The following is a 15,019-nucleotide window of genomic DNA, read 5'->3' as shown; positions in this document are numbered from 1 at the left end:
GTCCGGAGGTAACACGATGCGTGAACCATGATGCTGGAGGAAGCGCTATGCGTGAACTGTCGGGCAAGGTCGCGGTCGTCACGGGGGCGGGCAGCGGGATCGGGAGGGCGCTCGCGCTGAGCCTCGCCGCGGAGGGGATGTCCCTCATGCTCGCCGACGTCGACCCGGGAGGCCTCGCGGAGACCGCCTCGCTGGTGGAGGGGAGCGCGTCGAGGGGAAGCGCGGCGGAGGGCAGGATCTTCGAGGGCAAGGTGCTCACCGAGATCACCGACGTCTCCGACCCGGTGGCGGTGGACCACCTCGCCGACCGTACGTTCGGCGAGCTGGGCGCGGTCCACGTGCTGTGCAACAACGCGGGGGTCTTCCAGGGCGGCCGGATGTGGACGCGGGAGCCGGAGGACTTCGCCTGGATGCTGGGGGTGAACCTGTGGGGCGTGCTCCACGGGGTCCGGGCCTTCGTGCCCCGCATGATCGCCCAGGACACCGAGGGCCACATCGTCAACACCGTCTCCGCCGCGGGCCTGTTCGCCGTCCCCTACCTCGGCCCCTACACGGTCTCGAAGTACGCCGCGCTCGCCGCCTCGCAGTCCCTCGCCCAGGACCTCGCGACGGCCGGTTCCAAGCTCCGGGTGAGCGCGCTGTGCCCCGGCGGGGTGCGGACCGGCCTCAACCACTCCAGCCGCCACCGGCCGGAGAACCTCGTGGCCGCCGAGCGCACCGAGGACGAGGTGGCCTCCTCCGCGATCATCGACGGCCTGGTGGAGGGAGGCATCGACCCGGCCGAGGTGGCGCTCGCCGCGGTGGCCGCCATCCGGGAGGAGCGCTTCCTGGTCCTCACCCACCCCGGCTACGCCGAGGTCCTGCGCGAGCAGACCGAGGCCCTGATCTCCGGCGCGCTGCCCTCGCTTCCCAGCCGTGAGTGAGGGGGCCTCTTCGGCCATGGGTGACGGAAGACCTTCCCGGACACGGGTGACGGGAGGCTTTCCCGGATACGGGTGACAGGGAGGCCCTTCCGGATACGAATGACCGGGGGGCCTTCCCGGCCGCGGGGGACCGGGAGGGAGGATCTTCCCGGCAGCGGGTGACGGGGTGTGGGAGATCTTCCCGGTCGCGGGGGAGCGGGACGGTGGGAGATCTTCCCGGTCGCGGGGGAGCGGGGCGGTGGGAGATCTTCTCGGCTACGACCGGGCGCGCTGACGGGCGCCGATAGACTGGGGCCACCGCTCTGTTCCTTTTGGGGGTCTTGGTGTCTGAGTTCGACACGGTCCTGGTCGTCGACTTCGGCGCGCAGTACGCGCAGCTGATCGCGCGAAGGGTGCGTGAATGCCACGTCTACTCCGAGATCGTCCCCTCGACGATGCCGGTCGAGGAGATGATGGCGAAGAGGCCCAAGGCGATCATCCTGTCCGGCGGCCCCTCGTCGGTGTACGCCGAAGGCGCCCCCGCCGCCCCCGCGGGCCTGTTCCAGACCGGCGTGCCGACCTTCGGCATCTGCTACGGCTTCCAGATCATGGCCCAGGAGCTCGGCGGGGAGGTGGCCAGGACCGGCACCGCCGAGTACGGCGGCACCCACCTCGACGTCGGGCGGCAGGGCGTGCTCTTCGCGGGCCTGCCCGCCACGCAGTCGGTCTGGATGTCCCACGGTGACAGCGTCTCCGCCGCCCCCGAGGGCTTCACCGTCACCGCCGCGACCGCCCAGACGCCCGTCGCCGCCTTCGAGCACCCCGAGCTGGGCCTGTACGGCGTCCAGTTCCACCCCGAGGTCCTGCACTCCGACCACGGCCAGGCCGTGCTGAAGCACTTCCTCGACGCGGCGGGCTGCCGTCCCTCCTGGACGATGCTCAACATCGTCGAGGACGCGGTCGAGGCGGTCCGCGCCCAGATCGGCCCCGAGGGCCGCGCCATCTGCGGCCTCTCCGGCGGCGTCGACTCCGCGGTGGCCGCCGCCATGGTCCAGCGGGCCATCGGCGACCGGCTGACCTGCGTCTTCGTCGATCACGGGCTGCTGCGCAAGGGCGAGGCCGAGCAGGTCGAGCGCGACTTCGTGGCCGTCACCGGCGTCAAGCTCCGCGTGGTCGACGCCCAGGAGCGCTTCCTGAAGGCCCTCGACGGGGTCACCGACCCCGAGGAGAAGCGCAAGATCATCGGCCGCGAGTTCATCAGGGTCTTCGAGGACGAGCAGCGCGCCATCCTCGCCGACGGCCCCGTCGACTTCCTCGTCCAGGGCACCCTTTACCCGGACGTGGTCGAGTCGGGCGGCGGCACCGGCACCGCCAACATCAAGTCCCACCACAACGTCGGCGGCCTCCCCGACGATCTCCAGTTCTCGCTGGTCGAGCCGCTCCGCGCCCTGTTCAAGGACGAGGTGCGCCGGGCCGGTGAGGAGCTGGGCCTGCCCGCCGCGATGGTCTGGCGCCAGCCGTTCCCGGGTCCCGGGCTGGGCATCCGCATCGTCGGCGCGGTGAGCCGCGAGCGCCTGGAGATCCTCCGCGAGGCCGACGCCATCGCCCGCGAGGAACTCTCCCGCGCCGGTCTCGACCGGGAGATCTGGCAGTGCCCGGTCGTCCTGCTCGCCGACGTCCGCTCGGTGGGCGTCCAGGGCGACGGCCGCACCTACGGCCACCCGGTCGTGCTGCGCCCGGTCTCCAGCGAGGACGCCATGACCGCCGACTGGTCGCGCGTCCCGTACGACGTGCTCGCCCGCATCTCCACCCGCATCACCAACGAGGTCCGCGAGGTCAACCGGGTGGTCCTCGACGTGACCAGCAAGCCCCCGGGCACCATCGAGTGGGAGTAGGCGCTCCCGGGGCCGTGGCCGGGGAGCGGGCCGCTCGGGTAAGAGCGAGGACTTCCAGGGGTGTGGCCGGGGAGCGAGTCGCTCGGGTAAGAGTGGGTGCTTCGGGGGTCGTGGCCGGTGACTGGGCCACGGGGTGAGCCGCTCGGGTAAGAGTTGGGGCTTCCGGAGCCGTGGCCGGGGAGTGAACCGCGGGCGGTGAGTCGCGGGCGGGGTGAGCCGCTCGGGTCCGTTGGCGCCGATGGCGCGGTTTCGCGAGGTGCCGGGCGGTAAGTTGGGGCGGGTGTCCTCCACCACCCCCATCGGCGCAGACTCCCCCCCGACCTCCGGCGCCCGCCTGGCGTGGCTCGACGCGCTGCGTGGCATCGGCGCGGTCGCCGTGTTGCTGGAGCACCTGCTGCCCTGGTTCATGCCCGCCCTGAGGCCGTACTGGTTCAACCTCGGGATGTACGGCGTTCTGGTGTTCTTCCTGGTCAGCGGTTACATCATCCCGGTCTCGCTGGAGAGGCGCGGCGACGTCAGGGCCTTCTGGATCAGCCGCGTGTTCCGGCTCTACCCGATCTACCTGCTGGTCGCGGCGGCCGTCCTGGTCATGGCGATCTGGATGCCCGTACGCGAGCAGGTGCCCAGGGACCTGTCGTCGGTGTCCGCGCACGCCACGATGCTGCTGGACGTGGTGCACCTGGGCGGCCTGGCCGACACCATGTGGACCCTCTCCTACGAGATGGTCTTCTACCTGGTCGTCACCGCGCTGTTCGCCGGAGGGGTCCACCGCGCGAGCGGGACCTACGCGGTGGGCTTCGGCGCCGTCGCGATCGTGGCGGGACTGCTGCTGACGGGGCCGCTGCTGACGGGGCCCTGGCCCGCGTACGTGTCCGGCGTGGTGTTCTTCGCGGGTCTGGCGTGCCTGATCGGCGGCCGGTTCCGGAACGCCGCCGCGTACGTGCTCGGCGCGATGGCGCTGGTGCTGCTCATCTTCTCGGGCTTCGTGCCGTGGCTGGGGGCGGCGATCCTCGCGGTGATGTTCGCCGGGACCGCGATCCGGCGCTGGGAACAGGGCGCGGGCGGGCTCTGGCCGGTGGCGGCGGCGACCGTGCTGGTGGCCCTGGCCCCCGTCTGGTCGGAACAGGCGGGCTGGTGGTGGGTCCAGCCGGGGCCGTGGGTCGCGACCATGGCGCTGGCCGGGGCGACGTTCGCGGCCGGGATGGCCCTGCGCGAGCGGCGGCTGCCCCGGTTCCTCGTCTGGCTGGGCCTGGTCAGCTACTCGGTCTACCTGCTGCACCACCCGCTGCTGCGACTCACGCACGCCGTCGTCGGCGACGTACGGGAGGCAGGGCAGGTGGTGCAGCTGTCACTGTCGGCAGCGTTCGTGCTGGCGGTGCTCGGCCTGAGCCTGCTCACCCACCGCTACGTGGAGCTTCCCATGCAGCGGCTGGGCAGGCGGCTGGCCCGCGGGCCGGGTGCTTCCCCGGGTGCCGCCCCTTCAGGCGTTTCCCCAGGCACTTCCTCGGGCGCTTCCTCGGGTGAGGCGACGGCTCAGAGGCCGTCCTCGGGGGACTGGGCGTAGTCGTCCGGGTCGCCGGTGGGCGACTCGGAGGACAGGTCCTCGTCCTTCTCGGAGCCGACCGGGTAGACGTCCCCGGCCTTGGTGGTCTTGGCGCCGCGCAGCGAGGAGACCGCCACCACGTGGTAACCCTGCTTCTGCAGGGCGGCCAGCAGCTTCGGCATCACCGTGACGGTCTGCGGAACCCAGTCGTGCATGAGGATGACCCCGTCACGCTTGGCGTTCTTGAGCACCTCGTCGTAGATGGCCTTCTCGTTCTTGGTCGCCCAGTCCCGCGAACCGCCGTTCCACAGGACGATCGGCATGCCCATCTGGGTGGCGATCGCCGCGACCCGCTCGTCGAACTCGCCGTAGGGCGGGCGGATCGTCGTCGGGTACTTCCCGGTGGACTTCTTGACGATGTCCTGGGTCTTGTTCAGCTCCTCGCGGATCTTGTCTTCCGACAGCTCCCGCAGGTGCGGGTGGCTGTAGCTGTGGTTACCGATGTCATGGCCCTCGGTGACCATCCGCTTGGCGAACGCGGGGCGGGACTTCACGTACTGGCCTTCAAGGAAGAACGTCGCCTTGGACTTGTACTTCTTGAGGGTGTCGAGCAGCTTGTCCGCGTACTTACCGGGGCCGTCGTCGAAGGTGAGCGCGATGCACTTCACCTTCGCGCAGTCCACGGGCACGGGCTTCGGGGCGGGGGTGGTCGTGGCCTTGGGAGCGGGCTTGGCCTTGCCCGCCGTGGTGGCCGTCGTTTTGGGCTGGTCCGCACTCCATGCGGTGGTCGGAATTGCGATCATGGCCAGCGCGCAGGATGCGGCCAGCAACATTCGGACAGGAGGCTTCATGAGGGGAGCTCCGGGTCAAATCGACGTCGGTCGAATGAGCATCCTATCGAGATGCCTGATGCCTCCCGGGGCTAAAGTGTCACGATGTCCTGTCAGCTTCTCGGCCCTGAGGGCCGAGCTTGCAGCTCCTCACCGTGCATGGGGCGCACGGGTCAGGCCGCGTCGTCGGCAGCGTGACTCACTGCCCTGCGACCGATGTTGATCGCAGCGTTGTGGTCGGCGGGGCCGGCGAACCCGCAGCCGAGACACCTGAAGTCGTCCCGGTTGGGACGGTTGCGTTTGTCGCAATGCCCGCACCGGTGGCAGGTGCGGGAGGTGTTGCGGGGGTCGACCAGGCGCACGGGCACGCCGGCGATGGCGGCCTTGTAGGTCACGAACGTGCGGAGCCGGCGGAACGCCCACGAGTGGTGGTCGGCACGCCGAGCCTTACGAACCGTTAACCGCTCGCGGATGCCTTCGAGGTCTTCGAGGGCGATCCCCGTCCGGGTGTCTTTGGCTTTGCCGACCAGACGCTTGCTGATCACGTGGTTGACGTTCCGGGCGAAGCGGGACTCCTTGCGGCGGCGGGCCTTCAGGAGCCGCTTGGCGGACTTGGTGCCCTTGGCCTGCAGGCGCGCCCGCAGGCGGGCGTTGCGGCGCCGCACAGCCCGCACGCCCTTGCCGGTGTGTGCTTCGCCGGTGGAGTCGGTGGCCAGGTTCACGATGCCGAGATCCACGCCCAGCCACTCGTGTGGCTCGTCCTCCTGTGCCGGTTCGGGAACGTCGACCACGACGGCGAGGAAGAACATGCCGTCACGGTAGAGGAGATCCGCCTGTCCCCTTGTGGTGGTCCCGCTGGTCTTCGACCAGCGCCCCCGGTAGACGACGGGGACGACGATGCGGCCGGTGAGAGTGAGGATGCTGACCGCGTCGCGGCTTCTCCAGGTGAGAATCCGCTGGTCGTAGGCGACCGCACCCAACTCGCGAAACACCGGCTTGATCTTCTTGTCGCGCTTGTAGACCTCGCACGCCTTGGCGATCGACCGGATGGCCATCTGCGCCGACAGGCCGTGATCGGCCCGCAGTTCGGCGTACACCAGCTTCTGTAAACTGATCTTGTTGGCGGTGCGATGCCGGAACGCCACCTCGGCGGCGCGATTGGCGGCGGCGTTGCATGCCCGCATCGTCGCCAGCAGCGTCTCGCACTGCTCGGCGCTCGGGGCAAGCTTCAACGTCTCCGTCACCAGCATGCACTGAGTGTGACATTCATCGCCTCGCCGTTCCGTGTTTTCTCCCCGGCTCCAAAGGGCGGGGCGTCCGCGCCGCGTGTTCTCGGTGAAAGGCGCGCTCTCGCGATCGGGTGCGGTGCCGCGTGCGGTGTCGTGTTCCGCACAAGGTTGACGTTTCCCCAGGTCATGGGTGTGTATAACGGGTCGGGGCGACCCCTTGTGTGCCCGATGATGGCATCGGACCCCCGCCGGAGCACGCTGGGAAGAACATGATGATCAGTGCGGTGAGCCCGAAACCGGTCAAGGAGGAGCGGGGGGAGACCGGCGGGACGCCGGCCCGTGGCCGGTGGTTCACCCTCGCCTGTTACGCGACTGCCCAGCTCGCGCTGCTCGGCTGGTGGCTCGCCTTCCACCCCGGGCTGATGAGTCCCGACTCGGTCACCTACGTCGCGCACGTCACGACGGGCCCGTGGGTGGCCGGTCAGTCGGTCGCCTACGACGCCCTGCTCTGGCTCTCCCTGCGGGTGACCGGCGACCTGTCCCCGGTCACCCTCCTGCAGACGGCGGCGATGGCCGCCGCGCTCGCCCACCTCGCGGGCGCGATCCGGCGGCTGGGGGTACGGGGGCGCCCGCTGCTCGTGGCGGTGGGGTGCGCGGCGCTGTCGCCGCCGCTGGGCGCCTTCACGGTGTCGATGTGGAAGGACGTGCCGTTCACCGTGTGCGCGGTACTGGCCGCGGGCACCGCCGTACGGCTCGCGACCCGGCCGGGTGCGCGGTCCGGTGCGTGGTCCGATACGTGGTCCGGTGTGCGGTCCGGTGCGCCGGGTGGGTCCCCGGGGCGTGGCGTGGTTGGGTTCGCGGTGCGGGACGGGTCCCCGGGGCGTGGCGTGGTCTGGTGCGGGGTCGGGCGTGGGGGTGGGGGGCGGGGGTGGGATCCGCGCTTCGCGGCTCTCGGGGGGGAACTGCTCGGGCTGGGGCTCTTCCGCAACAACGGCTTCCTCGTGGCGTCGATCGCCGCCACACTGCTGGTCGTCGTCCTGTCCGGCCGTCCGGGGGCCCGCCGGTGGGTCGCGGCGCTGACGGCCGGGGCGGTGGCGGCGCCCCTGCTCCTGCTGGGCGCCGGTTACCCGGCGATGGGCATCGCGCCGCCGTCGCGCTCGTTCGCCTACCAGACGGTGTTCGGCGACCTCGCCGTGGCGTACGGGGAGAGACCCCGGCTCTTCGACCGCGAGCAGCGGGCGCTCCTGGCGGGGATCGCCCCGCTCGACGCCTGGCGGCGCGGCGCGACCTGCCAGACCATGGCGGGCGTCTTCTTCGACCCCGGGTTCGGCCACGCGCGGGCCGAGGAACGGATCTCCGACGTCCTGGAGCTCTGGCGGGGACTGCTGCTCCGCGCCCCCGGCATGATGCTGGGCGCCCGGATCTGCCGCGCCGCGCTCGCCTGGCAGGTCGGCTCGACCTCGGGCGAACCCGGCGGTGAGCTCTACCGCTTCTCGCTGAGGGACCCCCGGCTCCCCGAAGGCTGGCAGGGCACCCCGGTGGCGTCGGTGATGCGGCAGCGGCCGATCTCCGACGGGCTGCTGGCCGCCGGGGTGTTCGCGCTGGACGCGAGCACGGTCAGGCAGCTCGAATGGCTGCTCTGGCGGGCGCCGTTCTGGTGCTACCTCGTCTACGCCACCGCCGCGCTCGTGTGGTGGCTTACGGGGAGCCGGGCGGCGCTCGCCGGAGCTGCGGTGGTCGCGGGACAGCAGATCGGGGTGATCCTCACCAACACCGCGCCGGACTTCCGTTTCATGGTGGCGCCGATCTTCGTCGGGGTCCTGTTCGTCCCGCTGCTCCTGCGGGAGGCGACGGACCGTCCGGCCCGTCGATGAACAGGACCCCCGAGCCGTTCCGGAGCCGCCCGGAGGTGAACCGGTGGCGAACCGGGGACCCCCGGATGTCCCGGGGAGCTCCCGCCGGTCCCGCTGTTCCACCCGGGTCCCGCCGGTCCGCCAGCCCTCTGGTCCGCCGGCCCGGCCGTCAGCGGTCGAGTTCTTCGAACAGCGCCTCCCAGCGGTCCAGGACGCGGGGCAGCCGGTACTCCCGCATCCGTTCCCTGCCCCTCGTCCCCATCCTCTGGCGCAGCTCGGCGTCGGACATGAGGCGCTCCAGCGCGGCGGCGAAGCTCCCGGTGTTGCCCGGCTCGGCCAGCATGCCGTTGTCCCCGTCCTCGACCAGGGTCCGCACCCCCGCCGAGGCGTCGCAGGCCACGGCGGGCAGCCCGCAGGCCGCGCCCTCGGCGAGGACCAGTCCCCACCCCTCGAAGTCGCTGCTCAGGGTGACGATGGAGGCGTCCAGGTACTCGGCCTCGATGTTCTCGACCTGCCCGCGGAAGACGATCCGGTCGCCGAGCCCGGTCCGCGCGGCCTGCGCCTCCAGGACCGCCCGCAGCGGCCCGTCGCCGATGATGTGCAGCTCCCACGGCTCGGCGACGGCCGGGGCCGCGGCGGCGAAGGCGTCGATCAGCAGGTCGATCCGCTTCACCCTGACCAGCCGCCCGGCCGAGACGATCCTCGGGTTGCGCAGCGGGGCCGCCCTGTCGGGGAAGACGCTGACAGGGTTCAGCATGGTCCCGCAGTTGGCGAGCCGGTGTTCGGTGAAGGACGCGGCGTAGTCGTCGCAGAGGAACAGCGCCTTGTCCAGGTGCGCGTAGTGCTTCTTGATCAGCCTGAGGTTCGGGGAGTCCACGGCCTCGGCGTACGACTGGTGGTACTGGCCGACCTTGGCGATGTGCGGCATGGGCAGGCCGGCGATCCAGTGGGCGGCCCAGGGCGAGGCGATGACCAGGTAGCCGTCGCGGGTCCGGTCCGTCAGCCGCAGCAGCTTCTGCCGGGCGGCGGCGACCTCCTCCGGGGTCCTCCGCTGCCTGGCCCTGCGCCACGGGAGCGAGCGGGCGGTGGACTCGGGGGCGGGCGTGTCGTACAGGGTGGTGTGCCGGTAGACGGGGTCGGCGACGTAGGTCTGCGGCTGCCGTGAGGGGTTGATGCTGATCAGGGTTACCTTGTGCCCGCGCGAGCCGAGGCCCTGGGCGAGGGTGTGGATGACCCGCTGGGACCCGCCCATCGAGTCGCCGTCGGTGCTGAGGAAGAAGACGTTGCGCGATCTCACCGGGTGACCTCCGAGATGAAGCGATTCCGCCGCGTGACCTTCGGGAAGAAGCGGTCTCACCGTGTGACCTCCGGGGAGGGCCGGTCTCACCGTGTGTTCTTCGGAAGGAAGTGGTCTCATCAGGTGACCTTCGGGAAGAGCCGGTCTCACCGTGTGTTCTTCGGGAAGAAGTGGTCTCGTCATGTGACCTTCGGGAACAGTGGGTCTCATCGCGTGACCTCCGGGAAGAAGGCGTCCACGACCCTGGCGCTCGCCTGCCCGTCGTCGAGGCCGCACCAGCGGTCGCGGAACTCCGCGTAGCGCCTCCCGTACCGCTCGGTGATCTCGGTGAGCCGGTCCAGGGCCCCGGCCAGCTCGCCGGGGTCGCGCAGCAGCGGCCCGGGGGCGACCTCGGCGAGGTCGAAGCAGACCCCCCGCTGGGTGGAGGCGTAGCGCTCGTAGTCGTCGACGTAGTAGAGGATCGGCCTGCCGAGGCAGGCGTAGTCGAACATGATCGAGGAGTAGTCCGTCACCAGCACGTCGGAGGCGAGCATCAGGTCGTTGACCTCGGGGAACGCCGAGGCGTCCCGGACGAGCCAGCCGAGCGGGTCGGGCACCGCGAAACGGTCGTACTGGTGGGCGCGGACGAGGATCACCCAGTCCGGGGGCAGGACGCCCGCGAGGGCGGGCAGGTCGAGCCGGATCGAGTCGCCGCTGAAGCGCCTGCTGTCGCGGTAGGTGGGCGCGTAGAGGATCACGCGCTTCCCCGCGGGGATCTCGAAGAACTCCCTGACCCGCCGCGCCCGCTCGCGCTGCGCGGGCTCCATGTGCCGCACCAGCACGTCGGTGCGCGGGTAGCCGGAGTACAGCAGTTCCCCCCTGAACCCGCTGGCCTCCGCGAAGTCGCGGCGGAAGTCGGGGCCCGGCGTGAGCAGCGCGTCCCAGCGCGCCACCGCCTCGGCGTACTTCTTGGCCAGGGCCCGTTGCGCCCGGTGCCGGGGCTCGTCCAGCCCCATCTTCTTGAGCACCTGCCCGTGCCAGGTCTGCAGGTAGCGGGTGCTCCCGCGCTTGCGGTAGCAGTAGGGCAGGTTGTGGCTGTCCACCCAGTGCCCGGCGCGCGCCAGGGTCCAGGCGTAGCGGAAGGTGTCGCGCCGGACGAGGTCGACGTCCTCGGGGAAGCGTTCGGGGACGTCCGCGTGCGACCAGACCGCCCGCAGGCCCGTGGCGCGCCGCTGCAGCTCCTCGTGGACGTAGCGCGGGTTGCCGGTGTAGCCGGTGCCCTCGGCCGACTCGAACAGCACCAGGCGGCGGTTCACCGGCACCGTCGCGCTGACCAGCCGGTAGAAGCGGCCCAGGTTGCGGGGGGTGGCGAGGTCGGCGAGCAGGGTCCGCCAGAGTTCCGCCACGTTCGGGAACCGCCGCCCGGCCGCGGGGCCGAGCCTGCGCGCCGTGAGGCGGAACGGGATGTCGGCCGACGCCTCCAGGACCAGACGGCCCGAGCCCGCCGGACCCACGGCGCCCAGGGAGGTGAACGACAGCCCCGGGGCCGCGAGGAGGGGCCGAAGGTTCCGGCGCTCGCCCTCGTGGAGCGAGATCATGACCGCCTGCGGCCTGACGGCGTTGTCCGGCCACTCCAGGTCGGGCAGGGAGATCGACACCGTCCCCTCCAGGATGCCCGTCCCCTCGGGGGGAGCCCCCGTCATCCGCGGGATGATCGTCCTCTCCGGTTCCTCCGGGTCCCACTGCCCTTCGAGTCCCCTCGGGGCCTGCCTCTCCCGCTCTCCCGGCGGCTCGACCACGACGGGTGTCATCTGGACGGGGATCGTGGCGATCGCCCTCTTCCTGCCGCCGATGCGGAGCCACGCGGTCATCGTGCGGCCGTCGAGCACCCGGCCCGGGTCGTAGGTCCGCAGGCCCAGCCGGATCTCGTCCTTCGACGCCTGCAGGTCGACGAGCTCGTGCCGGAGCAGCGCGCCCGACAGCGGCTGCTCCGCCAGCCGCAGCCCGGTGACGTCCAGCTCGCTCCGGGCCTGCTCGTCCTTCGGGAGTGCCGTCCCCCAGAACACCCGCCCGCCGTCCGCGGTGACCGCCCGGGGCGGGACCGAGTGCCTGCCCCCCAGCTCGACGGCGGCGAGCGCCGCCTCCGCCCCGCGCCGCTCGCGGACGAGCTGGACGCACACCCGTTCCGCCCGGGTCAGCCGCTCGATCGCGGCGGGGTCGAGCGTGTCCACGTACGGGATGACGATGTCGGCGAACTCGGAGATCCACGCCGGGTCGCGCTGGGGCAGGTCCCCCAGGTAGAGGCGGAGGTCGTGGGAGAGGAAGCGGAAGTCCTTGTCCTCCTTGAGGTCGAGGGAGTGGGTGTTCGCCAGGACGCGGTCGCTCAGGACGGCGGCGGTGACGCGCTGGCGCACGTTCTCCAGCTCGTGCCGCCGGGACGAGATCGACCTGGTGGCGGGGGTGGCGGCGAGCAGCCAGCGGTAGACCGGCCACGGCACGATGGCGAACAGCTTGCTGCGGCAGAACAGCTCCGTCGACCAGACGATGTCCTCGTGGTGGATGTCCTCGGGGAAGCGGATGCCGGTGACGTCGAGGAAGGTCCGCCGGTACAGCTTGTTGGTGGCCAGGCAGTTGAAGAGCAGCTCGGGCTCCGCGCGGATGCCGTCCACGACCCGCCGTTCGGCGAACAGCTGGGGGTACCAGAGGGTGACGGCGCCGGTCGCCTCGTCCACGCGTTCCACGGTGCCCATGACGAAGTCGGCGCCGGTCGCCTCCGCCTCCAGCAGGAGGCTCTTGCAGGCGTGCCTGGGCAGCTCGTCGTCGCTGTCGAGGAACATCAGGAAGGGCGCGCGCGCGGCGTCCATGCCCGCGTTGCGCGGCGCGCCGCAGCCGCCGCTGTTGGCGGGCAGCCGTACGTAGCGGACCCGGGCGTCCTCCTCGGTGAGCGCCTTGGCCACCGAGGGGGTGTCGTCGCCGGAACAGTCGTCCACGATGACGACTTCGAGGTTCTTGAGCGTCTGGCTGAGCACGGAGCGCACGGCCCGGGGTAACCGGGCCGCGTCGTCGAAGGTGATGACGATCACGCTGACGTCCGGGAGCGTGTGTGGCTGTGTTGTCATGTGCGCAACTCCAAGGCGGCTGGGAGGAGAGCCTTGACCCGCGGTGGCTCGGGTGCCCGACGGGCACGAGCCAGGCAAGGCGTCATGGGATCGCTGGTGCCGGCCGGGGGCCTCGGGCCGGGGTCCCCGGGCCGGGAGGCCCCAGGTCGGGAGACCTCAGGTCGGGAGGCCTCGGTTCGAGAGGCTTCGGGCCGGAAGGCTTTGGTGCGAGAAGCCCCAGGTCGGAGGGCTTCGGGTCGAGAAGCCTCGGGTCGAGAAGCCTCGGGTCGGGAGGCCTCAGGTCGGGAGGCCCCGGGTCGGGAAGGCCTCGGGTCGGGAGGTCTCGGGTCGAGAAGGCTCAGGCCGAGGCGGGCGCGTCCGAGAGGAGGACGGGGGCGTCACGGCCGGTGCCGCTCGCGGCCCGCTTCCGGTCCGCGCGCTCCTCGTGGTACTCCGCGTCGACGTTGACCTCCCAGACGTCGTGCCGGGCTCCGTCGACGATGTTCTCCACGGTCAGCATCGCGGTGAGCATGGAGTGGTCCTGGTTGTTGTACCGGTGCATGCCGTTGCGGCCGACGGGGTGGATCTCCGGCCACTCCACGTCGAGATACTTCCTGAGCACCTCGACGTTCCCGGCGTAACCGGCGTCGTAGACCGGGTAGGCCTTCGGCATCCGCACCACGTAGCCCCGCTGGACCGAGCCGGGGGTCACCAGGCCCAGCTGCTCCAGCTCCCGGGTGCCGAACGCGACGAGCTCGTCGTCCGGGGAGCGCCACAGGTCGTCGCCCTCGTTGACGAAGTACTCCAGGCCGAGACAGGTCCGCCCGGCCTGCACGAGGTAGGGCGACCAGGAGCCGTAGTTCTGCACCCGGCCGAGCCGGACCTCGGGGGAGTGGATGTAGATCCAGTTGTCGGGGAAGGAGAACCGCTCGGGGACGACCAGCGCGACGGTGAGGAAGTCGCGGTACTTCAACCCCGCGGCGGCCTCGGCGACGGCATCGGGCACGTCGGGCCCGAACGCGCGGATCAGGGCGGTGAGCGGCATCGAGGAGACGAGGTGGTCGCAATACACCTCGCGGGTGACACTCCCATCGCCGTAAGAGCGGACGACGCCACCCTCCGAGCGGACGGTGCCGCCTTCCGAGCGAACGACGTCACCCTCCGAGCGGACGGCGCCGATGTCGTGCGAGCGGACGACGCCGCCTTCCGAGCGGCCGGCGCCGATGTCGTACGGGCGGACGATGCCACCCTCCGCGCGGACGGTTCGGCCGTCGTGCGGGCGTACGGCGCCGGTACCGCCGCCGATGTCACCACCGATGTCGCCGTCGATGTCACCACCGATGTCACCGTCGATGTCGCCGTTCTCCGAGCGGACGGTGACGGCGAGGCGGCCGTGGTGGCGGCGGACGCGCTCGACCCGGGTGCCGAGGCGCACGGCGCAGCCCCGCTCCCGGACCCGGTCGGCGCAGGCCTCCCACATCATGCCCGGCCCCAGCTTGGGATAGCGGAACTCCTCGATGAGGCTCGTGATCTCCTTCCGGTTCCTGCCGGGCGTCAGCGCGTCGGCGATGGCCCTGCCCAGGGAGAGATTCCTGATCCGCTGCGCGGCCCAGTCGGCCTGGATGCTCGCGGCGGGAACGCCCCACACCTTCTCCGTGTACGTCTTGAAGAAGATCCCGTAGAGCCGCCGGCCGAACCTGGCCGCGACCCAGCCCTCGAAGGTTGACCGGTCGGCGGGCGGCCTGATCCGGGCCCAGGCGTACGAGCCGACGCAGCGCAGGGATTCGAGGACACCGAGGTTGAACAGGGCGTTGGACGCCCGGAGCGGGTAGTCGTAGAAACGGCCCTTGTAGTGGATGCGGCTCATTCTCGGGCGGAGCAGGAAGTCGTCCTCGCCGAGGATCTCGTTCCAGAAGTCCTCCACCCGCGGCACCTTCGTGAAGAAGCGGTGCCCGCCGATGTCGAAGCGCCAGCCGTCGCGTTCCTCCGTCCGGCTGATCCCGCCGACCACGTGGTCGGCCTCGAAGACCTCGCACGGGTGTCCGCGCCTGGCCAGCTCGTAGGCCGCGGTGAGCCCGGCGGGCCCCGCCCCCACGACCACTGTTGAATCCATGCGCTTCCCCCCGCGAATGCCGTTTTCCGTGATCTCGCCCGTCTCGGTCACACGATCGTGTCGGACGGCCAGGGGGGACCGAAGGGTCATCACGTCTTACTAGGACGTGTGCATTCCCAGCCTTGAACTGGGCTTGGGGAAGGCGTTGCCGCGCCGCGGGCCCGAGGACGGACGGGGCGTCGCGGGAGATGTGCGGGAGATGGTCAAGTCTCGGTCAGCTCACTCCATCGCGGTCATGTTTCGGGTTCGCCCGGCCTGCTCGCGAAGCCATGCTGCTGAC

At 71.1% G+C, this 15,019-nt stretch carries 9 protein-coding genes; 4 read left to right on the top strand and 5 right to left on the bottom strand.

Annotated elements, in window-relative coordinates:
* Window positions 1–47: 47 nt before the first annotated feature.
* From ABT053_RS21560 to ABT053_RS21550, 3 genes are all read left to right on the top strand, one after another.
* A complete protein-coding gene (locus ABT053_RS21560; protein ID WP_350970888.1) occupies window positions 48–923 on the top strand; it encodes an SDR family NAD(P)-dependent oxidoreductase in 876 nt (291 codons plus the stop codon).
* A 302-nt stretch (window positions 924–1,225) separates the two neighbouring features.
* Entirely contained in the window at window positions 1,226–2,797 is a 1,572-nt protein-coding gene (gene guaA, locus ABT053_RS21555) for a glutamine-hydrolyzing GMP synthase (protein WP_502991828.1), read from the top strand.
* 280 nt (window positions 2,798–3,077) lie between these two features.
* On the top strand, window positions 3,078–4,361 hold the full coding sequence (locus tag ABT053_RS21550; RefSeq protein WP_350970886.1) for an acyltransferase family protein: 1,284 nt from the start codon (window positions 3,078–3,080) through the stop codon (window positions 4,359–4,361).
* Here the strand turns inward: ABT053_RS21550 and ABT053_RS21545 are convergent.
* Window positions 4,331–5,173 (bottom strand): polysaccharide deacetylase family protein, encoded by an 843-nt coding sequence (locus ABT053_RS21545; protein WP_350970885.1) that lies wholly within the window; start codon window positions 5,171–5,173, stop codon window positions 4,331–4,333. The genes ABT053_RS21550 and ABT053_RS21545 overlap by 31 nt on opposite strands.
* Before the next feature lie 170 nt (window positions 5,174–5,343).
* The gene (locus tag ABT053_RS21540) at window positions 5,344–6,420 is read right to left on the bottom strand and encodes an RNA-guided endonuclease InsQ/TnpB family protein (protein ID WP_350970884.1); all 1,077 of its coding nucleotides are present in this window, start codon (window positions 6,418–6,420) and stop codon (window positions 5,344–5,346) included.
* 263 nt (window positions 6,421–6,683) lie between these two features.
* On the opposite strand from ABT053_RS21540, the gene ABT053_RS21535 reads away from it, so the two are divergent.
* Entirely contained in the window at window positions 6,684–8,273 is a 1,590-nt protein-coding gene (locus tag ABT053_RS21535) for a hypothetical protein (protein WP_350970883.1), read from the top strand.
* A 148-nt stretch (window positions 8,274–8,421) separates the two neighbouring features.
* Here the strand turns inward: ABT053_RS21535 and ABT053_RS21530 are convergent, their stop codons facing one another.
* From ABT053_RS21530 to ABT053_RS21520, 3 genes are all read right to left on the bottom strand, one after another.
* The gene (locus tag ABT053_RS21530; protein WP_350970882.1) at window positions 8,422–9,549 is read right to left on the bottom strand and encodes a glycosyltransferase; all 1,128 of its coding nucleotides are present in this window, start codon (window positions 9,547–9,549) and stop codon (window positions 8,422–8,424) included.
* 206 nt (window positions 9,550–9,755) lie between these two features.
* Window positions 9,756–12,647: a CDP-glycerol:glycerophosphate glycerophosphotransferase gene (locus ABT053_RS21525; protein WP_350970881.1), complete on the bottom strand. Its 2,892-nt coding sequence runs from the start codon at window positions 12,645–12,647 to the stop codon at window positions 9,756–9,758.
* Window positions 12,648–12,984: 337 nt separating this feature from the next.
* A complete protein-coding gene (locus tag ABT053_RS21520; protein ID WP_350970880.1) occupies window positions 12,985–14,739 on the bottom strand; it encodes an NAD(P)/FAD-dependent oxidoreductase in 1,755 nt (584 codons plus the stop codon).
* Window positions 14,740–15,019 lie beyond the last annotated feature (280 nt).

The organism is Streptosporangium sp. NPDC002524 (genome assembly GCF_040295985.1).
Lineage (GTDB): Bacteria > Actinomycetota > Actinomycetes > Streptosporangiales > Streptosporangiaceae > Streptosporangium.
The sequence above is the reverse complement of the archived record's forward strand: the minus strand, read 5'-3'. Positions and strand labels throughout refer to the sequence as shown.

What these genes read in the sequence shown, in the direction of transcription:
- ABT053_RS21560 (WP_350970888.1), top strand. Translation starts at nt 48, where the DNA reads ATGCGTGAACTGTCGGGCAAGGTCGCGGTCGTCACGGGGGCGGGCAGC.
- ABT053_RS21545 (WP_350970885.1), bottom strand. Translation starts at nt 5,173, where the DNA reads ATGTTGCTGGCCGCATCCTGCGCGCTGGCCATGATCGCAATTCCGACC.
- ABT053_RS21540 (WP_350970884.1), bottom strand. Translation starts at nt 6,420, where the DNA reads ATGCTGGTGACGGAGACGTTGAAGCTTGCCCCGAGCGCCGAGCAGTGC.
- ABT053_RS21525 (WP_350970881.1), bottom strand. Translation starts at nt 12,647, where the DNA reads ATGACAACACAGCCACACACGCTCCCGGACGTCAGCGTGATCGTCATC.
- ABT053_RS21520 (WP_350970880.1), bottom strand. Translation starts at nt 14,739, where the DNA reads ATGGATTCAACAGTGGTCGTGGGGGCGGGGCCCGCCGGGCTCACCGCG.